This is a genomic window from Nocardioides jishulii (assembly GCF_006007965.1).
Taxonomy (GTDB): domain Bacteria; phylum Actinomycetota; class Actinomycetes; order Propionibacteriales; family Nocardioidaceae; genus Nocardioides; species Nocardioides jishulii.
Genome location: NZ_CP040748.1, coordinates 1,071,683 through 1,091,001 on the forward strand (window position 1 = coordinate 1,071,683; position 19,319 = coordinate 1,091,001).

Annotated in this window: 15 protein-coding genes, 1 pseudogene and 1 riboswitch; of the genes and pseudogenes, 10 read left to right on the top strand and 6 right to left on the bottom strand. The window is 70.9% G+C overall.

All coding sequences use genetic code 11. From position 1 onward, the window contains the following. Positions 1-10 precede the first annotated feature (10 nt). The gene (locus tag FCL41_RS17770; protein ID WP_425325794.1) at positions 11-634 is read right to left on the bottom strand and encodes a ComEA family DNA-binding protein; all 624 of its coding nucleotides are present in this window, start codon (positions 632-634) and stop codon (positions 11-13) included. 247 nt (positions 635-881) lie between these two features. On the opposite strand from FCL41_RS17770, the gene FCL41_RS05075 reads away from it, so the two are divergent. Further along, the gene (locus tag FCL41_RS05075; protein ID WP_170970286.1) at positions 882-1,418 is read left to right on the top strand and encodes a mismatch-specific DNA-glycosylase; all 537 of its coding nucleotides are present in this window, start codon (positions 882-884) and stop codon (positions 1,416-1,418) included. A 52-nt stretch (positions 1,419-1,470) separates the two neighbouring features. Here FCL41_RS05075 and FCL41_RS17395 read toward each other — a convergent pair whose 3' ends face one another. The 3 genes and pseudogenes from FCL41_RS17395 to FCL41_RS05090 all read right to left on the bottom strand — a co-directional run bounded on the left by FCL41_RS17395 (position 1,471) and on the right by FCL41_RS05090 (position 4,554). After that, complete coding sequence (locus FCL41_RS17395) at positions 1,471-2,229, bottom strand: BRCT domain-containing protein (RefSeq protein ID WP_239021787.1); 759 nt, start codon at positions 2,227-2,229, stop codon at positions 1,471-1,473. A gap of 38 nt (positions 2,230-2,267) precedes the next feature. Further along, positions 2,268-2,696: pseudogene (locus FCL41_RS17775) on the bottom strand (3'-5' exonuclease); the annotation flags it as partial. A gap of 160 nt (positions 2,697-2,856) precedes the next feature. Beyond that, positions 2,857-4,554: an MFS transporter gene (locus FCL41_RS05090; protein WP_170970288.1), complete on the bottom strand. Its 1,698-nt coding sequence runs from the start codon at positions 4,552-4,554 to the stop codon at positions 2,857-2,859. Between the two features lie 172 nt (positions 4,555-4,726). On the opposite strand from FCL41_RS05090, the gene ligA reads away from it, so the two are divergent. Next, positions 4,727-6,829, top strand: coding sequence for an NAD-dependent DNA ligase LigA (gene ligA / locus FCL41_RS05095; RefSeq protein ID WP_137066359.1), 2,103 nt, complete (start codon positions 4,727-4,729; stop codon positions 6,827-6,829). A gap of 9 nt (positions 6,830-6,838) precedes the next feature. Here ligA and FCL41_RS05100 read toward each other — a convergent pair whose 3' ends face one another. Then, a complete protein-coding gene (locus FCL41_RS05100; RefSeq protein ID WP_137066361.1) occupies positions 6,839-7,789 on the bottom strand; it encodes an SGNH/GDSL hydrolase family protein in 951 nt (316 codons plus the stop codon). A gap of 163 nt (positions 7,790-7,952) precedes the next feature. Between FCL41_RS05100 and gatC the strand changes: the two genes are divergently transcribed. From gatC to FCL41_RS05140, 8 genes are all read left to right on the top strand, one after another. Further along, complete coding sequence (gene gatC / locus FCL41_RS05105) at positions 7,953-8,252, top strand: Asp-tRNA(Asn)/Glu-tRNA(Gln) amidotransferase subunit GatC (protein WP_137066363.1); 300 nt, start codon at positions 7,953-7,955, stop codon at positions 8,250-8,252. Next, entirely contained in the window at positions 8,249-9,778 is a 1,530-nt protein-coding gene (gatA, locus tag FCL41_RS05110; RefSeq protein ID WP_137066365.1) for an Asp-tRNA(Asn)/Glu-tRNA(Gln) amidotransferase subunit GatA, read from the top strand. Before gatC ends, gatA begins: the two co-directional genes overlap by 4 nt. Beyond that, positions 9,775-11,298: an Asp-tRNA(Asn)/Glu-tRNA(Gln) amidotransferase subunit GatB gene (gene gatB, locus FCL41_RS05115; RefSeq protein ID WP_137066367.1), complete on the top strand. Its 1,524-nt coding sequence runs from the start codon at positions 9,775-9,777 to the stop codon at positions 11,296-11,298. The genes gatA and gatB overlap by 4 nt, the downstream gene beginning before the upstream one ends. Before the next feature lie 169 nt (positions 11,299-11,467). Then, positions 11,468-11,673: riboswitch (cobalamin riboswitch) on the top strand. Positions 11,674-11,677: 4 nt separating this feature from the next. Then, positions 11,678-13,297 (top strand): prenyltransferase/squalene oxidase repeat-containing protein, encoded by a 1,620-nt coding sequence (locus tag FCL41_RS05120; protein WP_137066369.1) that lies wholly within the window; start codon positions 11,678-11,680, stop codon positions 13,295-13,297. Continuing rightward, entirely contained in the window at positions 13,294-14,187 is an 894-nt protein-coding gene (locus FCL41_RS05125) for a hypothetical protein (RefSeq protein WP_137066371.1), read from the top strand. Before FCL41_RS05120 ends, FCL41_RS05125 begins: the two co-directional genes overlap by 4 nt. Positions 14,188-14,192: 5 nt before the next feature. Next, positions 14,193-15,359, top strand: coding sequence for an energy-coupling factor transporter transmembrane component T (locus tag FCL41_RS05130; protein WP_137066373.1), 1,167 nt, complete (start codon positions 14,193-14,195; stop codon positions 15,357-15,359). Beyond that, positions 15,356-16,975 carry an ABC transporter ATP-binding protein gene (locus FCL41_RS05135; protein WP_137066375.1) on the top strand — a complete coding sequence of 540 codons (1,620 nt, stop codon included), beginning with the start codon at positions 15,356-15,358 and terminating at the stop codon, positions 16,973-16,975. The genes FCL41_RS05130 and FCL41_RS05135 overlap by 4 nt, the downstream gene beginning before the upstream one ends. Continuing rightward, a complete protein-coding gene (locus FCL41_RS05140; protein ID WP_239021788.1) occupies positions 16,972-17,814 on the top strand; it encodes an ECF transporter S component in 843 nt (280 codons plus the stop codon). The genes FCL41_RS05135 and FCL41_RS05140 overlap by 4 nt, the downstream gene beginning before the upstream one ends. A 12-nt stretch (positions 17,815-17,826) precedes the next feature. Here the strand turns inward: FCL41_RS05140 and FCL41_RS05145 are convergent, their stop codons facing one another. Next, positions 17,827-19,002, bottom strand: coding sequence for a PQQ-dependent sugar dehydrogenase (locus FCL41_RS05145; RefSeq protein ID WP_212723161.1), 1,176 nt, complete (start codon positions 19,000-19,002; stop codon positions 17,827-17,829). Positions 19,003-19,319 lie beyond the last annotated feature (317 nt).

The following is a 19,319-nucleotide window of genomic DNA, read 5'->3' on the forward strand; positions in this document are numbered from 1 at the left end:
CACGCGGTCCTCAGATGAAGACCGCGTGCTCGCTGAGCATGGCCGTGGTGGGCTCGGACAGATCGGCGTAGAGCGCGAGCTCGTTGAGGCTGGTGAACCGGCCGAGGTGGTGGCGGGCGTCGGCCACGCTGGTCGCCTCCTCGGGGGAGAGCCCGGCGAAGGTCGTGAGCTGCTCCGCGGGAAGCGCGTTGAGGTCCAGCAGGCCGCCGTCGTCGAGGTTGCGCGGCAGGTCCGGGCGGCCGACCCGCAGGTTGCGTGCGAGCGACGGGTCGCGCCGGGCGAGGGCGCGGTACTCCTCGCGCAGCCGCCGTCGCGCGAGCTCCTCCGCGACCCCGGGGAGGTCCTCGCTGGGCTGCGTGTTGCGGATGAGCACCGCGACGGTGAAGCGGAAGCCGGAGAGCCACTTCGCGGTCGGGATGTCGATGACCTCGCGCTCGAGCAGCGAGAGGACCTGGTCGGGGGAGAAGGTGAAGGCCTCCACCGCCTCGAGGATCCGGTCGAGCCCGGCGACCACGCCGTAGCGGCGACCGCGTGGCAGGTGGCGGGCGAAGGCCTCGAAGACGCAGTAGCGCTGCGCGGTCCCGTTGGCGATCGCCGCGCGCAGCATCGTCAGCTCGTACTGGTCGGTGAGCAGCGCGGTGCTGGCTGTGTGGCTGGCACATCGCGACCCGTGTTCAGATCGCGGTAGCCGAGCACCCTGCCGTCAGACAGCCACGCGTACGCCCGATTGATCCCGTTCTCGAAGCGCCACGAGATGTCGATCGACAACATGCCACGAGGATGCCGTGAGTCAACGGCCGTGTCTGGAGAAGTGCCGCATCCGGCTGAGGTGGGGGACGCCGACAGGGGGCGCTTCCGGCGCTATGGACTTGTCTCGCAACGTGAGCCACGATCGGCGGGTGCTGAATGATCTCTTGCGCCCGGACCTGTCAGTTGTCTTCTGCGGCACCGCCGTGGCCACCGCGTCGGCCCGCCGTGGGCACTACTACAGCGGGCCAGGAAACAAGTTCTGGCAGTTGCTGCACGAAGCAGGCTTCACGCCGACGCGACTCAGCCCCGAAGAAGACGTTTCCCTGCTCGACCATGGTGTGGGGATCACAGACCTCGTCAAGAACGTCGCGCAAAGCCACGACAGAGGTCTCGACTTCAGTGGGACCCCACGCGTTGCGGCCCATCTTGAGACTGCAGCGCCACGATGGGTGGCCTTCAACGGTCTGACGGCAGGGCGGGCCGCAGCGGCGCAGTTGGGGCTTGCCCGCAGAAAAGACGTCCACCTCGGAGAGCAGCCCTGGCACGTCGGGCAGAGCCGGGTGTTCGTTCTTCCCAGCAGCAGCGGGGCGCACGCCACCATGCCGTACGGGGAAAAGCTTGCATGGTGGCGCGAACTACGTTCTGCCTCCGATGCGAGCCCTGCGTGACCGTTCGGCGGCGCCCTCTCTTCAAGCACCGTGACAGCGCCGTCTCTACGTCTCAGCCGACTCGATGCATCGAGTCGAGCAGTCGCGAGAAGGCGGCCTCGGTGATCACCGGGATCTCGTAGCTGCGAGCCTTGGCGGCCTTGCCGCTCTGTGAGTCCGGGTCGGCGGCGACCACGAGCTTCGTCTTCTTGTTGACACCGCCACACCTCAGGCCAGCTCGCTCCGCGAGTTCCTCCAATTGCCCCCGCGGCGCCGAGAGCTCACCGGTGAAGACAACTTGGTCACCGCTCTCGAGCTTGAAGGCATCGCTGGTGGACGAGCGGTCCGCCACCTTCTCGGCCCGATCCAAGGCGATCCGGACGAGGTCCCGGGGAAGGCCGAGCATGGCCGCCACACTGCTCAGGACGGTGTGCTCGGCCTCCGTCACCACCCCGTCCTCCCATGCAGCGATGGCCATGGCGTCAAGAAACGTCATGTGAACCGCCGCAACCTGGTCGCGATGCAGGCCGAGGTGCATGGCGACCTCGATCAGGGCCGCCTCCTCGTGCGCAGACAAGTACCCGTCAAGCATCGCTCTCTCGAGGACGTCCAGGTAAGCCTCGACCCGCGGTTCGGGGTTGCGAGGCAGCCGGGAACTGATGCGGTCAAGCCACTCATCCGGCCGCCGCTCGGCGCTCGCTCGAGCCTTCGTCGGGATCTTGCTGAGTCCTTCGAGCGCCGGCCACCAGTGGCTACGCGTGGAGAGGTTCGTCCCCTCCCACGGCACTGGGCGGGGGCTCTGGGAGAGATAGAAACCCAGGAGCCCGGCCACCGCTCTCGCATCACCGAGCGCAGTGTGTGCACGTCGCCGTGAGAGACGTTCGCCGCCGCGCAGCAGTCCTTCAGCTTGCGGGAGGCTCCCCGGAGGTACGAGGTGGAGAGCTGCATGGTGCACAAAGACGGAGTGGGCGGGCGGGTGCTGAGCCCGGCTCGCGAGAACTCGTGGTCGAGAAACTGCGTGTCGAAGCGGGCGTTGTGCGCGACGAGCGTGCGACCGCTGAGCAAGGTGATGACATGCGGCGCCACCTCTCGAAAGGTCGGGGCGTCTAGCACGTCACGGGCCGAGATCCCGTGCAGATCAGTTGGGCCCACGTCCCTGCCCGGATTGACCAGGGTCGACCATTCCTCGAGGACTTCGCCTTCGTCGGAGACGGACACGATGCCGATCTCGATGACGCGGTCATGTTGCTGCGGAAACAGTCCCGTGGTCTCGAGGTCGAGAACCGTGTAACCAGTCATGACGTCCTCTCGTCGATCGGTCGACAGGAAGGTACGACCCCGGGACCCGGTGCGCAGGCGATTCGCGAATGAGCGGTTGATCGCCACTCGGTATGAATGACTCGGAACGACGACGAGAGGCCCCGAGCTGACGCCCGGGGCCTCTCGCTCAAAGTGCAGGTCAGACCGCAGCGGTCTCCGCAGCCTCGGTCGGCTCGCCGCCGCCGCGCTGCTTGCGCACCTGGCCGAGCTCCGCGGGCTGCACGCGCATGAACGAGACCATCACGATCGAGGCCAGGATCATCAGGCCGGCAGCGGCCATGAAGGCAGCGGTCGCGCCCTCGGTGAACGAGGTCTGGAAGAGGACCGTGTCGAGCATGGTCTGACCGGCGCCCGGCACCACCATGTCGGGGTCGACGCCCGAGGCCTCGAGCAGGCCGCGTACCTCACCGATCACCGCATCGGAGCGGTCGTTGATGAAGTGCAGTGACACGGTGCTGAGCAGGCCCAGGCCGAACGCGCCACCGATCTGGGTGACGGTGTTGAGCACCGACGAGCCGACGCCCTGGTCCTCGGCCCGGATGTTGTGGATCGCGGTGAGCGTCATCGGCACGAAGACCAGACCCATGCCCAGACCCATCAGGGCCAGGAACGGGAAGAGGTCGGTGAGGTAGGTGAACGAGTCGCCACCGACACCCTCGCCGGCGAGCGTACGAGCCACGGCATGGGCGGGGGAGTCGTCGACCTCGTAGCGCGAGAAGCCGTAGAGACCACCCGCGGCGAGCAGGGTGCCGGCGCCGGTGATCCAACGGATCGAGAAGCGCGCGACCAGCTGCGAGGCGGCGATGGTGCCGACCATGACCGACATCGAGAACGGCAGGAACGCCAGTCCGGCGTTGAAAGGCTCGAAGCCGACGATGCGCTGCACGAACTGACCGTTGAAGTAGAACATCGACATCATCGCCATCGAGGCGAAGAGCATCGCGGCGAACGAGGTGCCCCGGGTGCGGTCCTTGATGATGCGCAGCGGGAGCAGCGGGTGCTCGACGCGCTTCTCGATGACCAGGAAGAGCACGATCAGGGCGATGCCGAGCAGGCCGAAGATGATCGTCTGCGGGTGCGTCCAGCCGCCGTCCGCGTCGCCCGCCTTGGTCAGGCCGTAGACCAGCGCGAACATGCCCAGCGTGCCGGTCAGCGCGCCCGGGATGTCGAGCGGGTTGCGGTTGCGCGCCGACTCGGCCAGCCAGCGCGGGGCCAGCAGGGCGGCGATGAAGCCGATCGGGGCGTTGATCAGCAGGGTCAGGCGCCAGCCGGTGACCTCCATGCCGAAGATCGAGTCGATGCCGGTGAGCCAACCGCCCACCAGCAGACCCATCGCGGCACCGATGCCGGACATGCCGGCGTAGATGCCCATCGCCTTGTTGCGCGGGGGGCCGGCCGGGAAGTTGGTGGTGATCAGGGCCAGCGCGGCGGGCGAGGCCAGTGCGGCGCCGACACCCTGCAGGCCGCGCGCGAAGAGCAGCATCCAACCCTCGGTCGCGAAACCGCCGAGCAGCGACGCCGTGCCGAAGATGATCAGGCCGATGGTGAACGTGCGGCGTCGTCCGAGCATGTCGCCGAGGCGACCACCGAGAATGAGCAGACCACCGAAGGTCAGGGCGTACGCGGTGACCATCCACGTCAGTGCTGCCTGGCTGAGGTCCAGGTCGCGCGCGACGTGCGGCAGCGCGATGTTGGTGATGGTCGCGTCGAGCACCAGCATCAGCTGGACGACGGAGATCAGGACCAGGGCCTTGCGCAGGCTCACGCCAGCGGCGGAGGCGCCGGACGGGGACGCAGCCGGCCCGCTGGCGGCTGCGTCGGGGAGGGAGTTGCTCATCGTTGTCCTCGGGGAAAGGTGGAGAGGGCCGAGTGCGGCCCACTGCATGCTAGGCCGTCGTGCCGACACGTGAAGCCGTTAGGTGGGACATGTTGTGCAGGAAACACTGGCGGCGACGGTGAGCGGCGAGGTGAGGTCGAGAAGTGTCGGGGGCGACAGGCAGGATGGACCCATGAGTGGTGACGAGGTCAAGGCGGCGACCCCCGAGGCGCGTGAGCGCCACCTGGTCCTGGCCCAGGAGGTCGACGAGGCGCGCTTCCGCTACTACGTGCAGGACCGCCCCACCCTCTCCGACGCCGACTTCGACGCCCGGATGCGCGAGCTGGAGGCGCTGGAGGAGGAGTTCCCCGAGCTGCGTACGCCCGACTCCCCGACGCAGAAGGTGGGGGGAGCGGTCTCGACCGAGTTCACCCCGGTCGACCACCTCCAGCGCATGGAGTCGCTCGACAACGCCTTCACGCCCGAGGAGCTCACGAGCTGGTACGAGCGCATCCTGCGCGACGGCATCACCTCCCCGGCCCTGCTCTGCGAGCTCAAGGTCGACGGCCTCGCCATCAACCTGCTGTACGAGGACGGGCGCCTCGTGCGCGCCCTCACCCGCGGGGACGGCCGGACCGGCGAGGACGTCACCCCCAACGTGCGCACCATCGCCTCCATCCCGCACCGGCTCACGCCCACCGAGGAGTTCCCGGTGCCACGTCGCATCGAGGTGCGCGGCGAGATCTTCCTGCCGGTCGAGGCCTTCGAGCGGCTCAACGCCGCGATGCTCGACGCCGGCAAGCCCGCCTTCGCCAACCCCCGCAACGCCGCCGCCGGCTCCCTGCGCCAGAAGGACCCGCGGGTCACCGCCACCCGCGACCTCGACATGGTCTGCCACGGCATCGGGGCCCGCGAGGGGTTCGACCCGGTCACGCAGTCCCAGGCCTACGAAGCCATGGCCGCGTGGGGGCTGCCCACCTCGAGTCGTGTGAAGGTCTTCAACAACCTCGACGACGTGCGGGCCTTCATCGTCGACCACGGCGAGCGGCGCCACGAGGTCGAGCACGAGATCGACGGCGTCGTGGTGAAGGTTGACGAGGTCGCCTCCCAGCGTCGGCTCGGCTCCACCAGCCGGGCGCCGCGCTGGGCGATCGCGTGGAAGTATCCGCCCGAGGAGGTCCACGCCAAGCTCCTGGGCATCGAGGTCAACACCGGCCGCACCGGCCGCGTCACGCCCTTCGGCCGGATGGAGCCCACCAAGGTGGCCGGATCCACGGTCGAGATGGCCACGCTGCACAACTTCTACGAGGTGAAGCGCAAGGACGTACGCCCCGGCGACACCGTGATCCTGCGCAAGGCCGGCGACGTGATCCCCGAGATCCTCGGCGCGGTCCCCGAGCTGCGTCCGGAGGGTCTGCCCGAGTGGGTGCCGCCGACGCACTGCCCAGCCTGCGGCACCGAGCTGGTCGAGCAGAAGGCCGGTGACAAGGACCGACGCTGCCCCAACCACCGCTCCTGCCCCGCCCAGCTGATGGAGCGCGTCTTCCACGTCGGATCCCGCGGCGCCTTCGACATCGAAGGGCTCGGCTACGAAGCCGCCCGCGCCCTGCTCGACGCCGGCGTCCTCACCGACGAGGGCGACGTCTTCGCCCTGAGCGAGGACGACCTCCTGCGCACCGAACTCTTCACCCGGGCGCCGAAGAAGGGGGAGGAGGGCCGCCAGCTCACCGCCAACGGCCGCAAGCTCCTCGACAACCTCCAGGTGCGGACCAAGGCGCCGCTGTGGCGGGTGCTCGTCGCCCTCTCGATCCGCCACGTCGGCCCGACGGCCGCCCGCGCGCTGGCCACCGAGTTCGGCACGATGGAGGCGGTCCGCACGGCCGACGAGGAGACGCTCGCCCAGACCGAGGGTGTCGGCGGGATCATCGCCGCCTCCGTGCGCGAGTGGTTCGACGGGCCGGAGGGGGAGTGGCACACCGGCATCGTGGACAAGTGGGCCGCTGCCGGCGTCACCATGGCCGACGAGCGCGACGAGTCGGTGCCCCGCACGCTGGAGGGGCTGACCGTCGTCGCGACCGGCTCCTTGGTCAACTTCACCCGCGACTCGGTCAAGGAAGCGATCATCACTCGCGGCGGCAAGGCTTCGGGGTCGGTGTCGAAGAAGACCGACTACGTCGTGGTGGGCGACAACGCCGGCTCCAAGGCCGAGAAGGCCGAGCAGCTGGGCGTGCGCATGCTGGACGAGGCGCAGTTCGAGAAGCTGCTCGCCGAAGGGCCGGCGGGGCTGGGCGACTGAGGCTGGCCCTCAGGAGCGCAACTTCTCCAGCACCAGATCCGCTGCTGCCTGCTGGCCCTCCGCGAACGGATGGAACTGCAGCGCCCGGGAGAAGTCGGTCTCCGGGCCGTTGACCCACGGGTCGTCGGAGCAGATGTCGTGACCCTCGCTGGCGCTCCACAGGTCGACCAGCTCGGCGTCGGTGGCCTCGGCCGCCCGGCGCAGCGCCTGGTCGAGGCGCTCGGCGACCTCACGGGCGTACGCGTTGTCCCCGCGCGCCAGCATGAGGTTGTCGCAGCCCTTCTTCGGCGTGAGTTGCGGATAGTTGACCAGCAGGATCCTGGCCTCGGGGCTGCGCTCGCGGACCTCCTCGATGACCGTGCGCACCCGCTTCTGCGTACGTCCGACCGCCTCCGTCAGCACGTCACGACCGCCCCGCTGCAGGGACTCGCGGCACGGTGCCCCCTTCGGGTCGCGGTCGGCGAGCTGCGGGCAGCGGCCGGTCAAGGTGGCGAAGACGTTGAAGTCGTTGCCGCCGATGCCAATCGTGACCAGGTCGGTCTCCGGGGTCAGGGCCTCGAACTGGGGCGGGACCCGCTGCTGGAGCACCGTGGTCTGGGGCTTCGTCATGTGGGTGGTGTCCGCCGCCGAGCAGCTCACGTCGACCAGCTCGGTCGCCGGTCCGTTGCCGGCCGCATCCCGCAGACCCCTGGCCACCAGGGAGGGGTAGTTGCCGGTCGAGCGGTAGCACCCCAGCGCCTCGACGGCGTTGGGGACGAAGGGAGCGGCGGTGAACGAGTCGCCGAGCGCGACGTAGCGCGTGGGCACGTCGGTGGTGGCCGTCCGTCCGCCGGACTTCTCGCCCCCGTCGTCGGTCGACGAGCAGCCAGCGACGAGGGCCACGAACGCCAGCGCCACGCCTGCGGCGAGCATGCGATGCCGTCGCTCCAGCGGCTGACGGGCGGGTCTGGTGCGGCTCATCGTCTCCCTCTCGTTCCCCTCGTGTCCCGCTCGTGTCGGAGTGTCGAGCCTACGTGTGGGTCCCACGCCGGGGGAGTGGGCGTGGAGTCCCTAGGATGGGGCGTGACCTCGTCCGTCCTTCGACGGACGATGGATCCCTCGATTCGCCAGGTAAGGAAAACCATTGCCCGAGATCACCCGCGACGAGGTCGCGCACCTGGCCGACCTGGCCAGGATCGACCTCTCCGACGCCGAACTCGACCACCTCGCTCCTCAGCTGAACGTGATCCTCGAGTCGGTCGCCTCGCTGAGCGAGGTGGCGAGCGCCGACGTGCCGCCCACCTCGCACCCGCTGCCGCTGACCAACGTCTTCCGTGAGGACGTCGTACGCCCGGGGCTGAGCGCCGAGCAGGCGCTCGCCGCCGCCCCGGCGAGCGCGCAGCAGCGATTCATGGTTCCGCGCATCCTGGGAGACGAGCAGTGACCAACTGGACCCGCAAGACCGCCGACGAGCTGGCGCAGGCCCTGGCCGCCGGTGAGGTGACCAGCGTCGAGCTGACCCAGGCCCACCTCGACCGCATCGCAGCCGTCGACGGCGACGCCGACGCCGGCGTCCACGCCTTCCTCCACGTCGACGCCGAGGGCGCCCTCGCCCAGGCGAAGGCCTCCGACGAGCGCCGCGCCGCCGGCGCCCCCGCCTCCTACCTCGACGGCGTGCCGATCGCGGTCAAGGACGTGCTCGCCACCGAGGGCGTCCCGACGACCGTCGCCTCGAAGATCCTCGAGGGCTGGATCCCGCCCTACGACGCGACCGTGGTGAAGAAGCTGAAGGCGGCGGGCCTCCCGATCCTCGGCAAGACCAACATGGACGAGTTCGCGATGGGTTCCTCCACCGAGCACTCGGCCTACGGCCCCACCCGCAACCCGTGGGACCAGACCCGCATCCCCGGCGGCTCCGGCGGCGGCTCGGCCGCGGCCGTCTCCGCCTTCGAGGCGCCGCTCGCGATCGGCACCGACACCGGTGGCTCGATCCGCCAGCCGGCCGCGGTGACCGGCTCGGTCGGCGTCAAGCCCACCTACGGCGGTGTCTCGCGCTACGGCCTCGTGGCCATGGCCAACTCGCTCGACCAGGTCGGTCCGGTGACCCGTACGGTCCTGGACTCCGCGCTGCTGCACGAGCTGATCGGCGGGCACGACCCGCTCGACTCCACCTCGATCGACGCCCCCGTCCCGGCGTTCGCCGACGCCGCCCGTGAGGGTGCCGCCGGTGACCTCACCGGCCTCAAGGTCGGTGTCATCACCGAGCTGCACGGCGACGGCTACCAGGCCGGCGTGCTGGCCCGCTTCAACGAGTCGCTCGACCTGCTGCGCGCGGCTGGTGCCGAGGTCGTCGAGGTCTCGTGCCCGAGCTTCGTGCACGCGCTGGCGACCTACTACCTGCTGATGCCGAGCGAGGCGTCCTCCAACCTCGCCAAGTTCGACGCCATGCGCTACGGCGTGCGGGTCACCCCCGAGGGTGACCCGAGTGCCGAGGACGTCATGCGGGCCTCCCGCGACGCCGGCTTCGGTGACGAGGTCAAGCGCCGCATCATCATCGGGACGTACGCCCTCTCCAGCGGCTACTACGAGGCCTACTACGGCCAGGCCCAGAAGGTGCGCACGCTCATCACGCGCGACTTCGAGGCCGCCTTCGAGCAGGTCGACGTCCTGGTCAGCCCGACCTCGCCGACCACCGCCTTCAAGCTGGGCGAGAAGCTCGACGACCCGATCGCGATGTACCTCAACGACCTCGCGACCATCCCCGCCAACCTGGCCGGCGTGCCGGGCATCAGCCTGCCCAACGGTCTGGCCGACGAGGACGGGCTGCCGTCGGGCTTCCAGATCCTCGCCCCGGCGACCGAGGACGTACGTCTCTACCGCGTCGGCGCTGCCCTCGAGGCTGCGCTGGAGAAGAACTGGGGCGGTCCGTTGCTCGACCGCGCCCCCGAGCTGGAAGGGGTGCAGGCATGAGCGCCACCGGTACCGCCGCGAAGCTGATGGACCTCGACAAGGTCCTGGCCACCTACGACCCGGCGCTGGGCCTCGAGGTCCACGTCGAGCTCAACACGAACACCAAGATGTTCTGCGGCTGCCCCACGGAGTTCGGCGCCGAGCCGAACACCCAGGTCTGCCCGACCTGCCTGGGCCTGCCCGGCGCGATGCCCGTGGTCAACGCCAAGGCCGTCGAGGCCGCCATCCGCATCGGCCTCGCCCTCAACTGCGAGATCGCCGAGTGGTGCCGCTTCGCCCGGAAGAACTATTTCTACCCGGACATGCCGAAGAACTTCCAGACCTCGCAGTACGACGAGCCGATCGCCTTCGAGGGCTTCATGGACGTCACCATCGAGGGTGACGACGGCGAGCCGGAGAACTTCCGCGTCGAGATCGAGCGCGCCCACATGGAGGAGGACACCGGCAAGTCGCTGCACGTCGGTGGCGCCACCGGCCGCATCCACGGTGCCGACTACTCGCTGGTCGACTACAACCGCGCCGGCATCCCGCTCATCGAGATCGTCACCAAGCCCATCGTCGGCGCCGGCGCGAAGGCCCCGGCCGTCGCCCGGGCGTACGTCGCCCAGCTGCGCGAGCTGATCCTCGCGCTCGGCGTCTCCGACGCCCGCATGGACCAGGGCTCGATCCGCGCCGACGTCAACCTCTCGCTCGCCCCCAAGGGCACCGAGAAGCTCGGCACCCGCACGGAGACGAAGAACGTCAACTCCCTGCGATCGGTCGAGCGGGCGGTGCGCTACGAGATGCGCCGTCACGGCGCGATCCTCGCGGGCGGCGGCAGCATCCTGCAGGAGACCCGGCACTGGCACGAGGACACCGGCGTCACCACGTCGGGTCGCGAGAAGTCCGACGCCGAGGACTACCGCTACTTCCCCGAGCCCGACCTGGTGCCGGTGGCGCCGACGCGGGAGTGGGTCGAGGAGCTGCGCGCCACCCTGCCCGAGAACCCGACCGTCAAGCGGGCCCGCCTGCAGGCCGAGTGGGGCTTCACCGACCTGGAGATGCGCGACACGATCGGTGCCGGTGCGTTCGGCCTGGTCGAGGAGACCATCGCCCAGGGCGCGGCCCCGCAGGCCGCGCGCAAGTGGTGGCTCGGCGAGATGGCCCGTCGCTCCAACGAGACCGGCGTCGAGATCACCGAGCTGGGGATCACCCCGGCCGACGTGGCGAAGATCCAGGCGCTCGTCGACGCGAAGACGATCAACGACAAGCTGGCTCGCCAGGTCATCGAGGGCGTCATCGCCGGTGAGGGCACGCCCGAGGAGGTCGTCGAGAAGCGCGGCCTGGCCGTGGTCTCCGACGACGGCGCGCTCTCGGCGGCCGTCGACAAGGCGATCGAGGCCAACCCCGACGTGGCCGACAAGATCCGCGACGGCAAGGTGGCCGCAGCCGGTGCCCTCATCGGCGCGGTGATGAAGGAGATGCGCGGACAGGCCGACGCCGGCCGCGTGCGCGAGCTGATCATCGAGAAGCTCTCCTGACCCACGGCGTACGCCCCGCGCACCCACGCTGAAACTGCGGAGTTGATGGCGCGACACCCCGGTGTCGCCCCCATCAACTCCGCAGTTTGCGTTGTGCCTGAATCACGCGCCGCGCGTGGTCGACCGCACAGTCGGCCGACTCCTCGCACGGGCACTTTCGGAGGTACAGTGAGCCGGTCGCGACACCAGTCGTGGCACCTCTTACGCCCGTCACGGGGAAAGCCGGTCCAAGTCCGGCGCTGACCCGCAACCGTAGGCACGGAGCAATCCGTGCGAGCCGGAACGCCTGTGACGACGCGTCCGAACACAACGCTGTCGTGGAAAACAGCGGGTTCGACTCCGTTGGAGTGGTCCCGCTGGTGCAGCGGGAAGGACACTCATGTTGCGCAGCACGCGCACCCGAGCCGCGTTCGTCGCGGCCACCGCCCTCGTCGTCACCGGCCTCGGCCACGTCCCGGCACAGGCTGCCAGCGACCCGACACCGGCGCAGCTCGCCGGCGACTGGATGCTCGGCAACCTCAACGCCGACGGTCTGCTCACCGGGGCCTACACGGACATCGACGGAAGCACGAAGACGTTCGTCGACCACGGAAGCACCGTCGACCTGGCGTTCTCGCTCGACGCCGCGGGTGGCCGTGACGCCGAGGTCGCGCAGCTGACCGACGCCGTCGCCGCGACGATCGCGGACTACACCACCGACGGAGACGCGACCTACTCCGGCTCGTCGGCCAAGGCGCTCGCCCTGGCCACCAGCGAGGGCCGTGACCCGCGTACCTTCGGTGGCGTCGACCTCCTGGCGCAGGTCGAGGAGACCGTCATCACCGCCGGCCCGTCGACCGGTCGTCTTCAGGACCTCGACCCGACGCCCACCGAGTGGTTCGACGACTACGCCAACACCATCGGTCAGGCGTTCGCTGCCCGGTCGCTGACCCGGGCCGGTTCCTCGTTGGCCGACGAGGCCACCGACTTCCTGCTGCTCCAGCAGTGCGACGCCGGGTTCTTCCGCCTCGACTTCACCAAGGACAAGGCAGCCACCGACCAGTCCTGTGACGGCGCCGCCGGCACGGTCGACGTCGACGGTCCGGACGTGACCGCGCTGGTGACGCTGCAGCTGGCCGCCATCGACGCCCCGGACGCCGACGTCACGGCAGCGCTCGCCGACGCCAAGGCCTGGCTGGCCGCCCAGCAGACGGCTGACGGTGGTTTCGGCAGCAGCCAGAACGGCACCAACGCCAACAGCACCGGCCTCACCGGCGCCGCTCTCGCCGCGCTCGGAGACAAGGCGCGGGCGACGAAGGGCGCGACCTGGCTGCGCGCTCGTCAGGTGATCGGCGCCTGCGACGGCAAGCTCGCCCCCGAGACCGGTGCGATCGCGTACGACGACGCCACCCTCGCCACCGGCCGCAAGGACGGCATCACCGACCCGCTCGACCGCCTGCAGTGGGTCATGTCCGGGGCCCAGGGCCTGGCCGGTCTGGCGTCCGCCCCGGCGACCACCAGCGCCGAGGGAGCCAGCCTGCGTACGCCGAAGTTCGCCAAGGCGGGCACGAAGCTCAAGGTCACCGTCCGCGGCCTCGCCGCCGGCGAGCGCGCCTGCGTCACGGGGCTGGGTGCCCCGCGTCAGGTGGTCGGCGCCGGGAAGCTGACGGTGACGGCGACGGTGAAGGCCGGCACGGTCCGCCCCACGCTGCGCACCGCGACCGAGTCGGTCCAGCAGGCCGGCGGCACCAAGGTGCTGGGCAAGAAGAAGCTCAAGGTCGCCCTCGCCAAGAAGCAGGTCACGCGCAACGCGAAGGTCAAGGTGACCGTCAAGGGTCTGGCCGCCGGTGAGAAGGTCACGATCAAGCTCCGAGGCAAGAAGGTCGCCTCCGGCACCGCCAACGCCAAGGGCGTGCTGACCCGCACGATCAAGGTTGGCAAGGCCAAGGGCGTCGCCAAGGTGAGCGTCCAGGGGCAGTACGCCACCCGCACCGGCACCGCGAAGGTCCAGGTGCGATGAGCTCGACCTCCGCCCGGAGGCGTCTCGCCGGGTCCGTCGCCGCACTCCTCGTGGGTGCGGCGGCGGGCATCGGCCTGCTCGCCCCTGCGCCCGCCCAGGCGGCCGCCTGCAGCGGCTCCTCGGGGGTCACCGTCGTCGTCGACTTCGCCGAGCTCGGGGGAGGGGTCACCGCAGGGTGCGCGACCGAGGGTGGGCGGGCCCGTGGGGTCTTCTCCGCGGCCGGCTACACGCTCAGCACCGCGACCAAGTCGCCGGGCTTCGTCTGCCGGGTCAACGGCCTGCCGGCCGACGACCCGTGCGTGGACGCAGCACCCTCCGACCGCTACTGGAGCCTGTGGTGGGCCGACGGCCAGGGCGGTTCGTGGGTCTACTCCTCCGCGGGCGTGGACGCCCTCAAGGTCCCCGACGGCGCCTACCTGGCCTTCGCCTGGCACCAGGGGAGCGGCAAGAGCCAGCCGCCGTCGACCGTGCCGGTGACCCGGACCGCGCCGACGAAGAAGCCTGCTCCGGAGAAGTCGCCCGCACCGAAGCCGGGTCCCGGGAAGAAGGGCGGTGGCAGCAACCCTGCACCCGCCCCGACCTCCGCGCCCTCGGCCGCACCCGGGACAGCTGGGGACAACGCCTCCGGTGCGCCCACGCCTGCGGCCTCCGGCTCTGCGTCGCCCACCGACAGCGCCTCCCCGGACGCCGACGAACCCACCCCGGGGGAGACCTTCTCGGTCGACCCCGAGCTCCCGGCAGCCGACCAGATCACGGCCGGCCCCGAGGACACGGTCACCTTCTCGGCCGAGGAGGTCGACGGGCTGCCCGCCTGGGTCCCAGCCGTGGTCGTGCTCGTGCTGGTGGGCGCCGTCGTCGCCGTCGTCCTCGTCCGCCGTCGTCAGGTCTGAGCGACATGACCGTCGTCGCCGACGCCCCCACCCACGTTCCCACCCGGCGGGTGCGGTCTCCTCGTGAGCTGCACCCGGTGGCGTGGTGGACGTGGGCAGGGGGCGTCGCGGCGGCGGCGTCCAACACCACGAACCCGTGGATCCTGGTGCTGCTCATCGCGGTGACCTGGCTGGTCGTGGTGAGCTGCCGCGGCGACGGCACGTGGGCGCGCTCGTTCAAGCTCTACCTCTGGCTCGCCGCGATCACCGTCGTGATCCGGGTCTTCTTCCGCGTGCTGCTCGGCGGCACCGACCAGGGCCACGTCTGGCTCCACCTGCCGACGATCCCGCTCCCGCAGTGGGCCGCCGGCGTCCAGCTGCTCGGCCCGGTGACCCGGGAGCAGGTGCTCGCCGGGCTCTACGACGGCCTCCAGCTCGCCGCGATCCTCCTCGCCTTCGGCGGCGCCAACGCGCTCGCCAACCCCAAGCGGTTGCTCAAGAACCTGCCGCCTGCGCTGTACGAGATCGGCAGCGCGCTCGTGGTGGCCGTCTCCGTGCTCCCGCAGCTCGTCGACAGCGCCCGACGGGTCCGGCACGCCCAGGAGCTGCGCGGTGGGGTGGAGGGACGGATCCGCGGACTTCGCCGCCTGCTCGTGCCCGTGCTGGAGGACGCCTTCGACCGTTCGCTCGGCCTCGCCGCCGGGATGGACGCCCGCGGCTACGGGCGCTCCGGCGACCTCGACCGTCGTACGCGCCTGGTCACCGGCTCCCTGATGGTCGCCGCCCTCGTCGGGACCTGCGTGGGGGTCTACGGCTTCCTCGACCGGACCACCCCGCGCTGGCTGGGGCTGCCGATGCTCGCCCTCGGCGCCGTCTGCGCCGTCGCCGGGATGGCCAGCGCCGGGCGCCGCGTCCGTCGCACCCGCTACCGCCCCGACCGGTGGCAGCCGCCCGAGGTCGTGATCGCCCTGAGCGGCGTCGCCGCGGCCCTCGGCGTGTGGTGGGTCGCGTCCGACACGATGACGGTGGCCCACCCGGGCGTGGTGGACCTCCCCGCGCTCACCCTGACCGCGCTGCTGGCTCCCTTGGTCGCCCTGGTGCCCCTGCTGGCGGCGCCACCACCGCTCACCGTTGCGAGCAGATCGACGCCGACCCCACCCACCCGCCCCGTCAGAGAGGAAGGACCGTCGTGATCGCGCTGCGAGGCATCGAGTTCGGCTACGACGACCAGCCCGTGCTGGCTGGCGTGGACCTGGAGATCGAGGAGGGCGAGCTCGTCCTGCTCGCCGGTCCCACCGGGGCCGGGAAGTCGACGCTGCTCGGGGTCGTCACGGGACTCGTGCCCACCTACTCCGGCGGGGTGCTGCGCGGCGACGTCACGTGGGAGGGCGAGAGCATCCTCCACCAGCCCGCCCGGGAGCGTGCCGGACGCATCGGCTTCGTCGGTCAGAATCCGGCGGCCTGGTTCGTCACCGACACGGTCGAGGAGGAGCTGGCCTACGCGATGGAGCAGCTGGGCCTGCCGGCGGCCACCATGCGGCGCCGGGTCGAGGAGACCCTCGACCTGCTGGGCATCGCCGACCTGCGTCACCGCGACCTGCGCACCCTGTCGGGTGGCCAGCAGCAGCGCGTGGCCATCGGCTCCGTGCTGACCATGCACCCTCGGCTGCTCGTCCTCGACGAGCCCACCTCGGCGCTCGACCCCACCGCCGCCGAGGAGGTGCTGGCCACCCTCACCCGGCTGGTGCACGACCTCGGCGTCTCGGTGCTGCTGGCCGAGCACCGCCTCGAACGTGTCGTCCCCTTCGCCGACCGGATGGTCCTCATGCGCGGTGACGGCACCATCGAGGTGGACGTCCCGCAGGTGGTGCTCGAGCGCTCGCCGATCGCCCCGCCGCTGGTCGACCTGGGCCGCTCGGTCGGGTGGAGCCCGCTGCCGCTGACGGTCCGTGAGGCGCGTCGGCGCGCAGCCACGCTGCGTACGCCCCTGGGCGAGGCCCTCGGCGCGCCGTCGACGTGCCCGGCCGACCGGCCCGCCCCCACGGGGAGCCCGGTGCTGGAGGCGCGCGGGTTGGCGGTGGCCCACCGCACCACCCGGGTGCTCGACGGGGTCGACCTGGCCCTGCACCCGGGACAGGTCACCGCGCTGATGGGGCGCAACGGCTCGGGGAAGTCCACGCTGCTGTGGACGCTCCAGGGGCGTCTGGCGAGGACGAACGGGACGGTGCTCAACGCGGGACGCGACCCGCACGCCGTGGCTCGCGAGGAGCGCCGCACGCTCACCGGGATGGTGCCCCAGAGCGCCGCGGACCTGCTCTACCTGGAGAGCGTCCACGACGAGTGCGAGGCCGCCGACGTCGCTGCGGGGGCCGACCCCGGGACCTGCCGCGCCCTGCTCGACCGGCTCGTGCCCGGCATCGACCCGGTGAGCCATCCGCGCGACCTCTCCGAGGGGCAGAAGCTGGCGCTCGCCGTCGCCGTGGTCCTCACCACCCGACCCCGCGTCCTGCTGCTCGACGAGCCCACCCGTGGCCTGGACTACCCGGGCAAGGAGGCGTTGTCGGCCATCCTGCGCGAGCTCGCGGACGAGGGGCACGCCGTGCTCGTGGCCACCCACGACGTCGAGTTCGTCGCGCTCACCTGTGACCGGGTCGTGGTGCTGGCCGAGGGTGAGGTCGTCTCGTCGGGACCGACCCGTCAGGTCGTGGCGGAGTCGCCGGCGTACGCCCCGCAGGTCACCAAGGTGCTCGGGCCGCCGTGGCTCAAGGTCTCCGAGGTGGAGAAGGCGTTGCAGGGAAGCCCGGCGTGAGCGGCGCGACGGAGACCTCGACGGCCCCGGCGCCCGTCACCGACCCCCGGATGCGGATCGGTCCGCGCTCGGCTCTCGTGCTGGTCCTGGTCTCGGTGGTCGGCCTGATGATGCTCGGCTGGCCCTTGCTGCTCGACGCCCCCGCCGACGGGACACGCGTCGACCCGCCCTTCCTCTTCATCGCCCTGATGCCCCTGCTGCTGGTGATGGTGCTTGCCGAGATGACCGAGGGCGGGATGGACGCCCGCACGCTGGCGATCCTCGGCCTGCTCTCGGCGATCAACGGCGTGCTGCGTGGACTGGGCGCGGGCGTGGCGGGAGTCGAGTTGATCTTCTTCCTGATGGTGCTGGCCGGACGAGTCTTCGGGCCGGCGTTCGGCTTCGTGCTGGGATGCACCTCGCTCTTCGTCTCCGCGCTCTTCACCGCGGGCGTCGGCCCGTGGTTGCCCTTCCAGATGCTGGTCGCCGGCTGGGTCGGCATGGGCGCCGGGTTGTTGCCGCGGGCCCAGGGGCGCCGCGAGATCGCGCTGCTGGTGGCCTACGGGGTCTTCGCCGCCTACGCCTACGGGCTGCTGATGAACCTGTGGGGCTGGCCGCTGGCCCTGGGCATCCAGGTGCCCGGCTACGAGGCGACCGAGCTCTCCTTCGTCTCCGGTGCCCCGCTCCTGGAGAACCTCCAGCGCTTCGGGCTCTACACGCTGGTCACCTCGACCGGCGGCTGGGACACCGGGCGGGCGGTCACCAACGCCGTCGCCATCGCCGTGGTGGGACCGGCCGTGCTGTCGACGCTGCGTCGCGCCGCCCGTCGGGCCACGGTCGTCCGGGTCGCCGCGCCCTGAGCGGGCGGGACCTCAGGGGCGTACGCGCAGGATCCGGTCGTCGCGCGCGGCCGGGTCGCCCCGCCCGTCGTGGTTCGACGTCGTGACCCACAGGCCGTCGTCATCGGCAGCGACGACGGTGCGCATCCGGCCGTACGTCCCGACGAAGTGGGCGGTGCTGTCGACCTCGTCGCCGTCGATCGTCACCTGCCACAGCCGTTCCCCACGCAGGGCACCGAGCCAGAACGAACCGTCGGCCCAGGCCAGGCCCGAGGGTGAGGCCTCGTCGGTGCTCCAGACCGCGACAGGGTCGGTGAGGCCGCGGGTGTTGCCGCCGTCGGCGAAGCCCTCGACACGCGGCCAGCCGTAGTTGGCGCCCGCCTGGATCCGGTTGAGCTCGTCGAAGGAGCTGGCCCCGAACTCGCTGGCGTAGAGCTGGCCCTCGTCGTCCCAGGCGAGACCCTGCACGTTGCGGTGGCCGATGGAGTAGACGGGGGAGTCGCCGAAGGGGTTGCCCGGTGCGGGACGGCCCTCAGCGGTGATGCGCAGGATCTTGCCGGCCAGCGACTTCTCGTCCTGGGCGAGGTCGGGAGTGCCGGCGTCGCCGGTGGAGACGTAGAGGAAGCCGTCGGGGCCGAAGGCGATCCGGCCTCCGTCGTGGAAGTCCGCCCGGGGGATCCCGGTGAGCACCGGCTTCCACGAGCCCAGTCGCTCGCCGTCGAAGGTCGTGGCCAGGACCCGGTTGTCGTCGGCGGTGGTGACGTAGACGAAGACCCGCTCGACCCCGGCCTCGGTCGACGTCGCGATGCCGAGCAGCCCTCCTTCGACGCTCGGGCCCTGACCGGGGTCCGTGCTGACCACGCCGAGGTCGGTGGTGGACCACGACCGGCCCTCGCCCTGCTTCGTCAGGTGCAGCACCTTCCAGGTGTCGCGCTCGGTGACCAGCGCCGAGCCGTCGGAGAGGAAGGAGATGCCCCACGGCACCCGCAGGTCGTCGGCGACCGCACCGCGTACGCGTGGCTCGCCGTCCGCTGTCGGTGACTCGGAGGGTGAGCCGGAGGCTGAGCCGGTGGGCGAGTCGGACGGGGACGGCGAGGGCGTGGGCGAGGCGTCGGGATCGCTCGACCCCGAGTCGCCGCACGCCGCCAGCAGCGGCGCGACCAGGCCGACCGCGATGACCGCGGAGAGACGACGTGGGGACCTGCGCACGGTGACCTCCCGAATTCGACGTGAGATCAGCGTAGCGACGGCGCCTGAAGGGCCCCGGACATGCAAACGCCCCGGCCTCCCGCTCACGTCGTTGTGGCCGGGGGACCGGGGCGGCCCTTGCAGGGAGCCCACGAAGAACACTAGGAACGGCTCGCGTCGCACGAGTCACGCTCGTGTGACATCTGTGTGAACGATCCGAGGGCCTGCGAAGCCCCTGCGGCCCTTTCGTCGGACGCCCGTGAAGGCGCCGAAAAAACGTGTTTCCACGGTCACCCTGCAGGCGTACGGTGGTTGATCGGGTGCGACGCTGGCGGGCG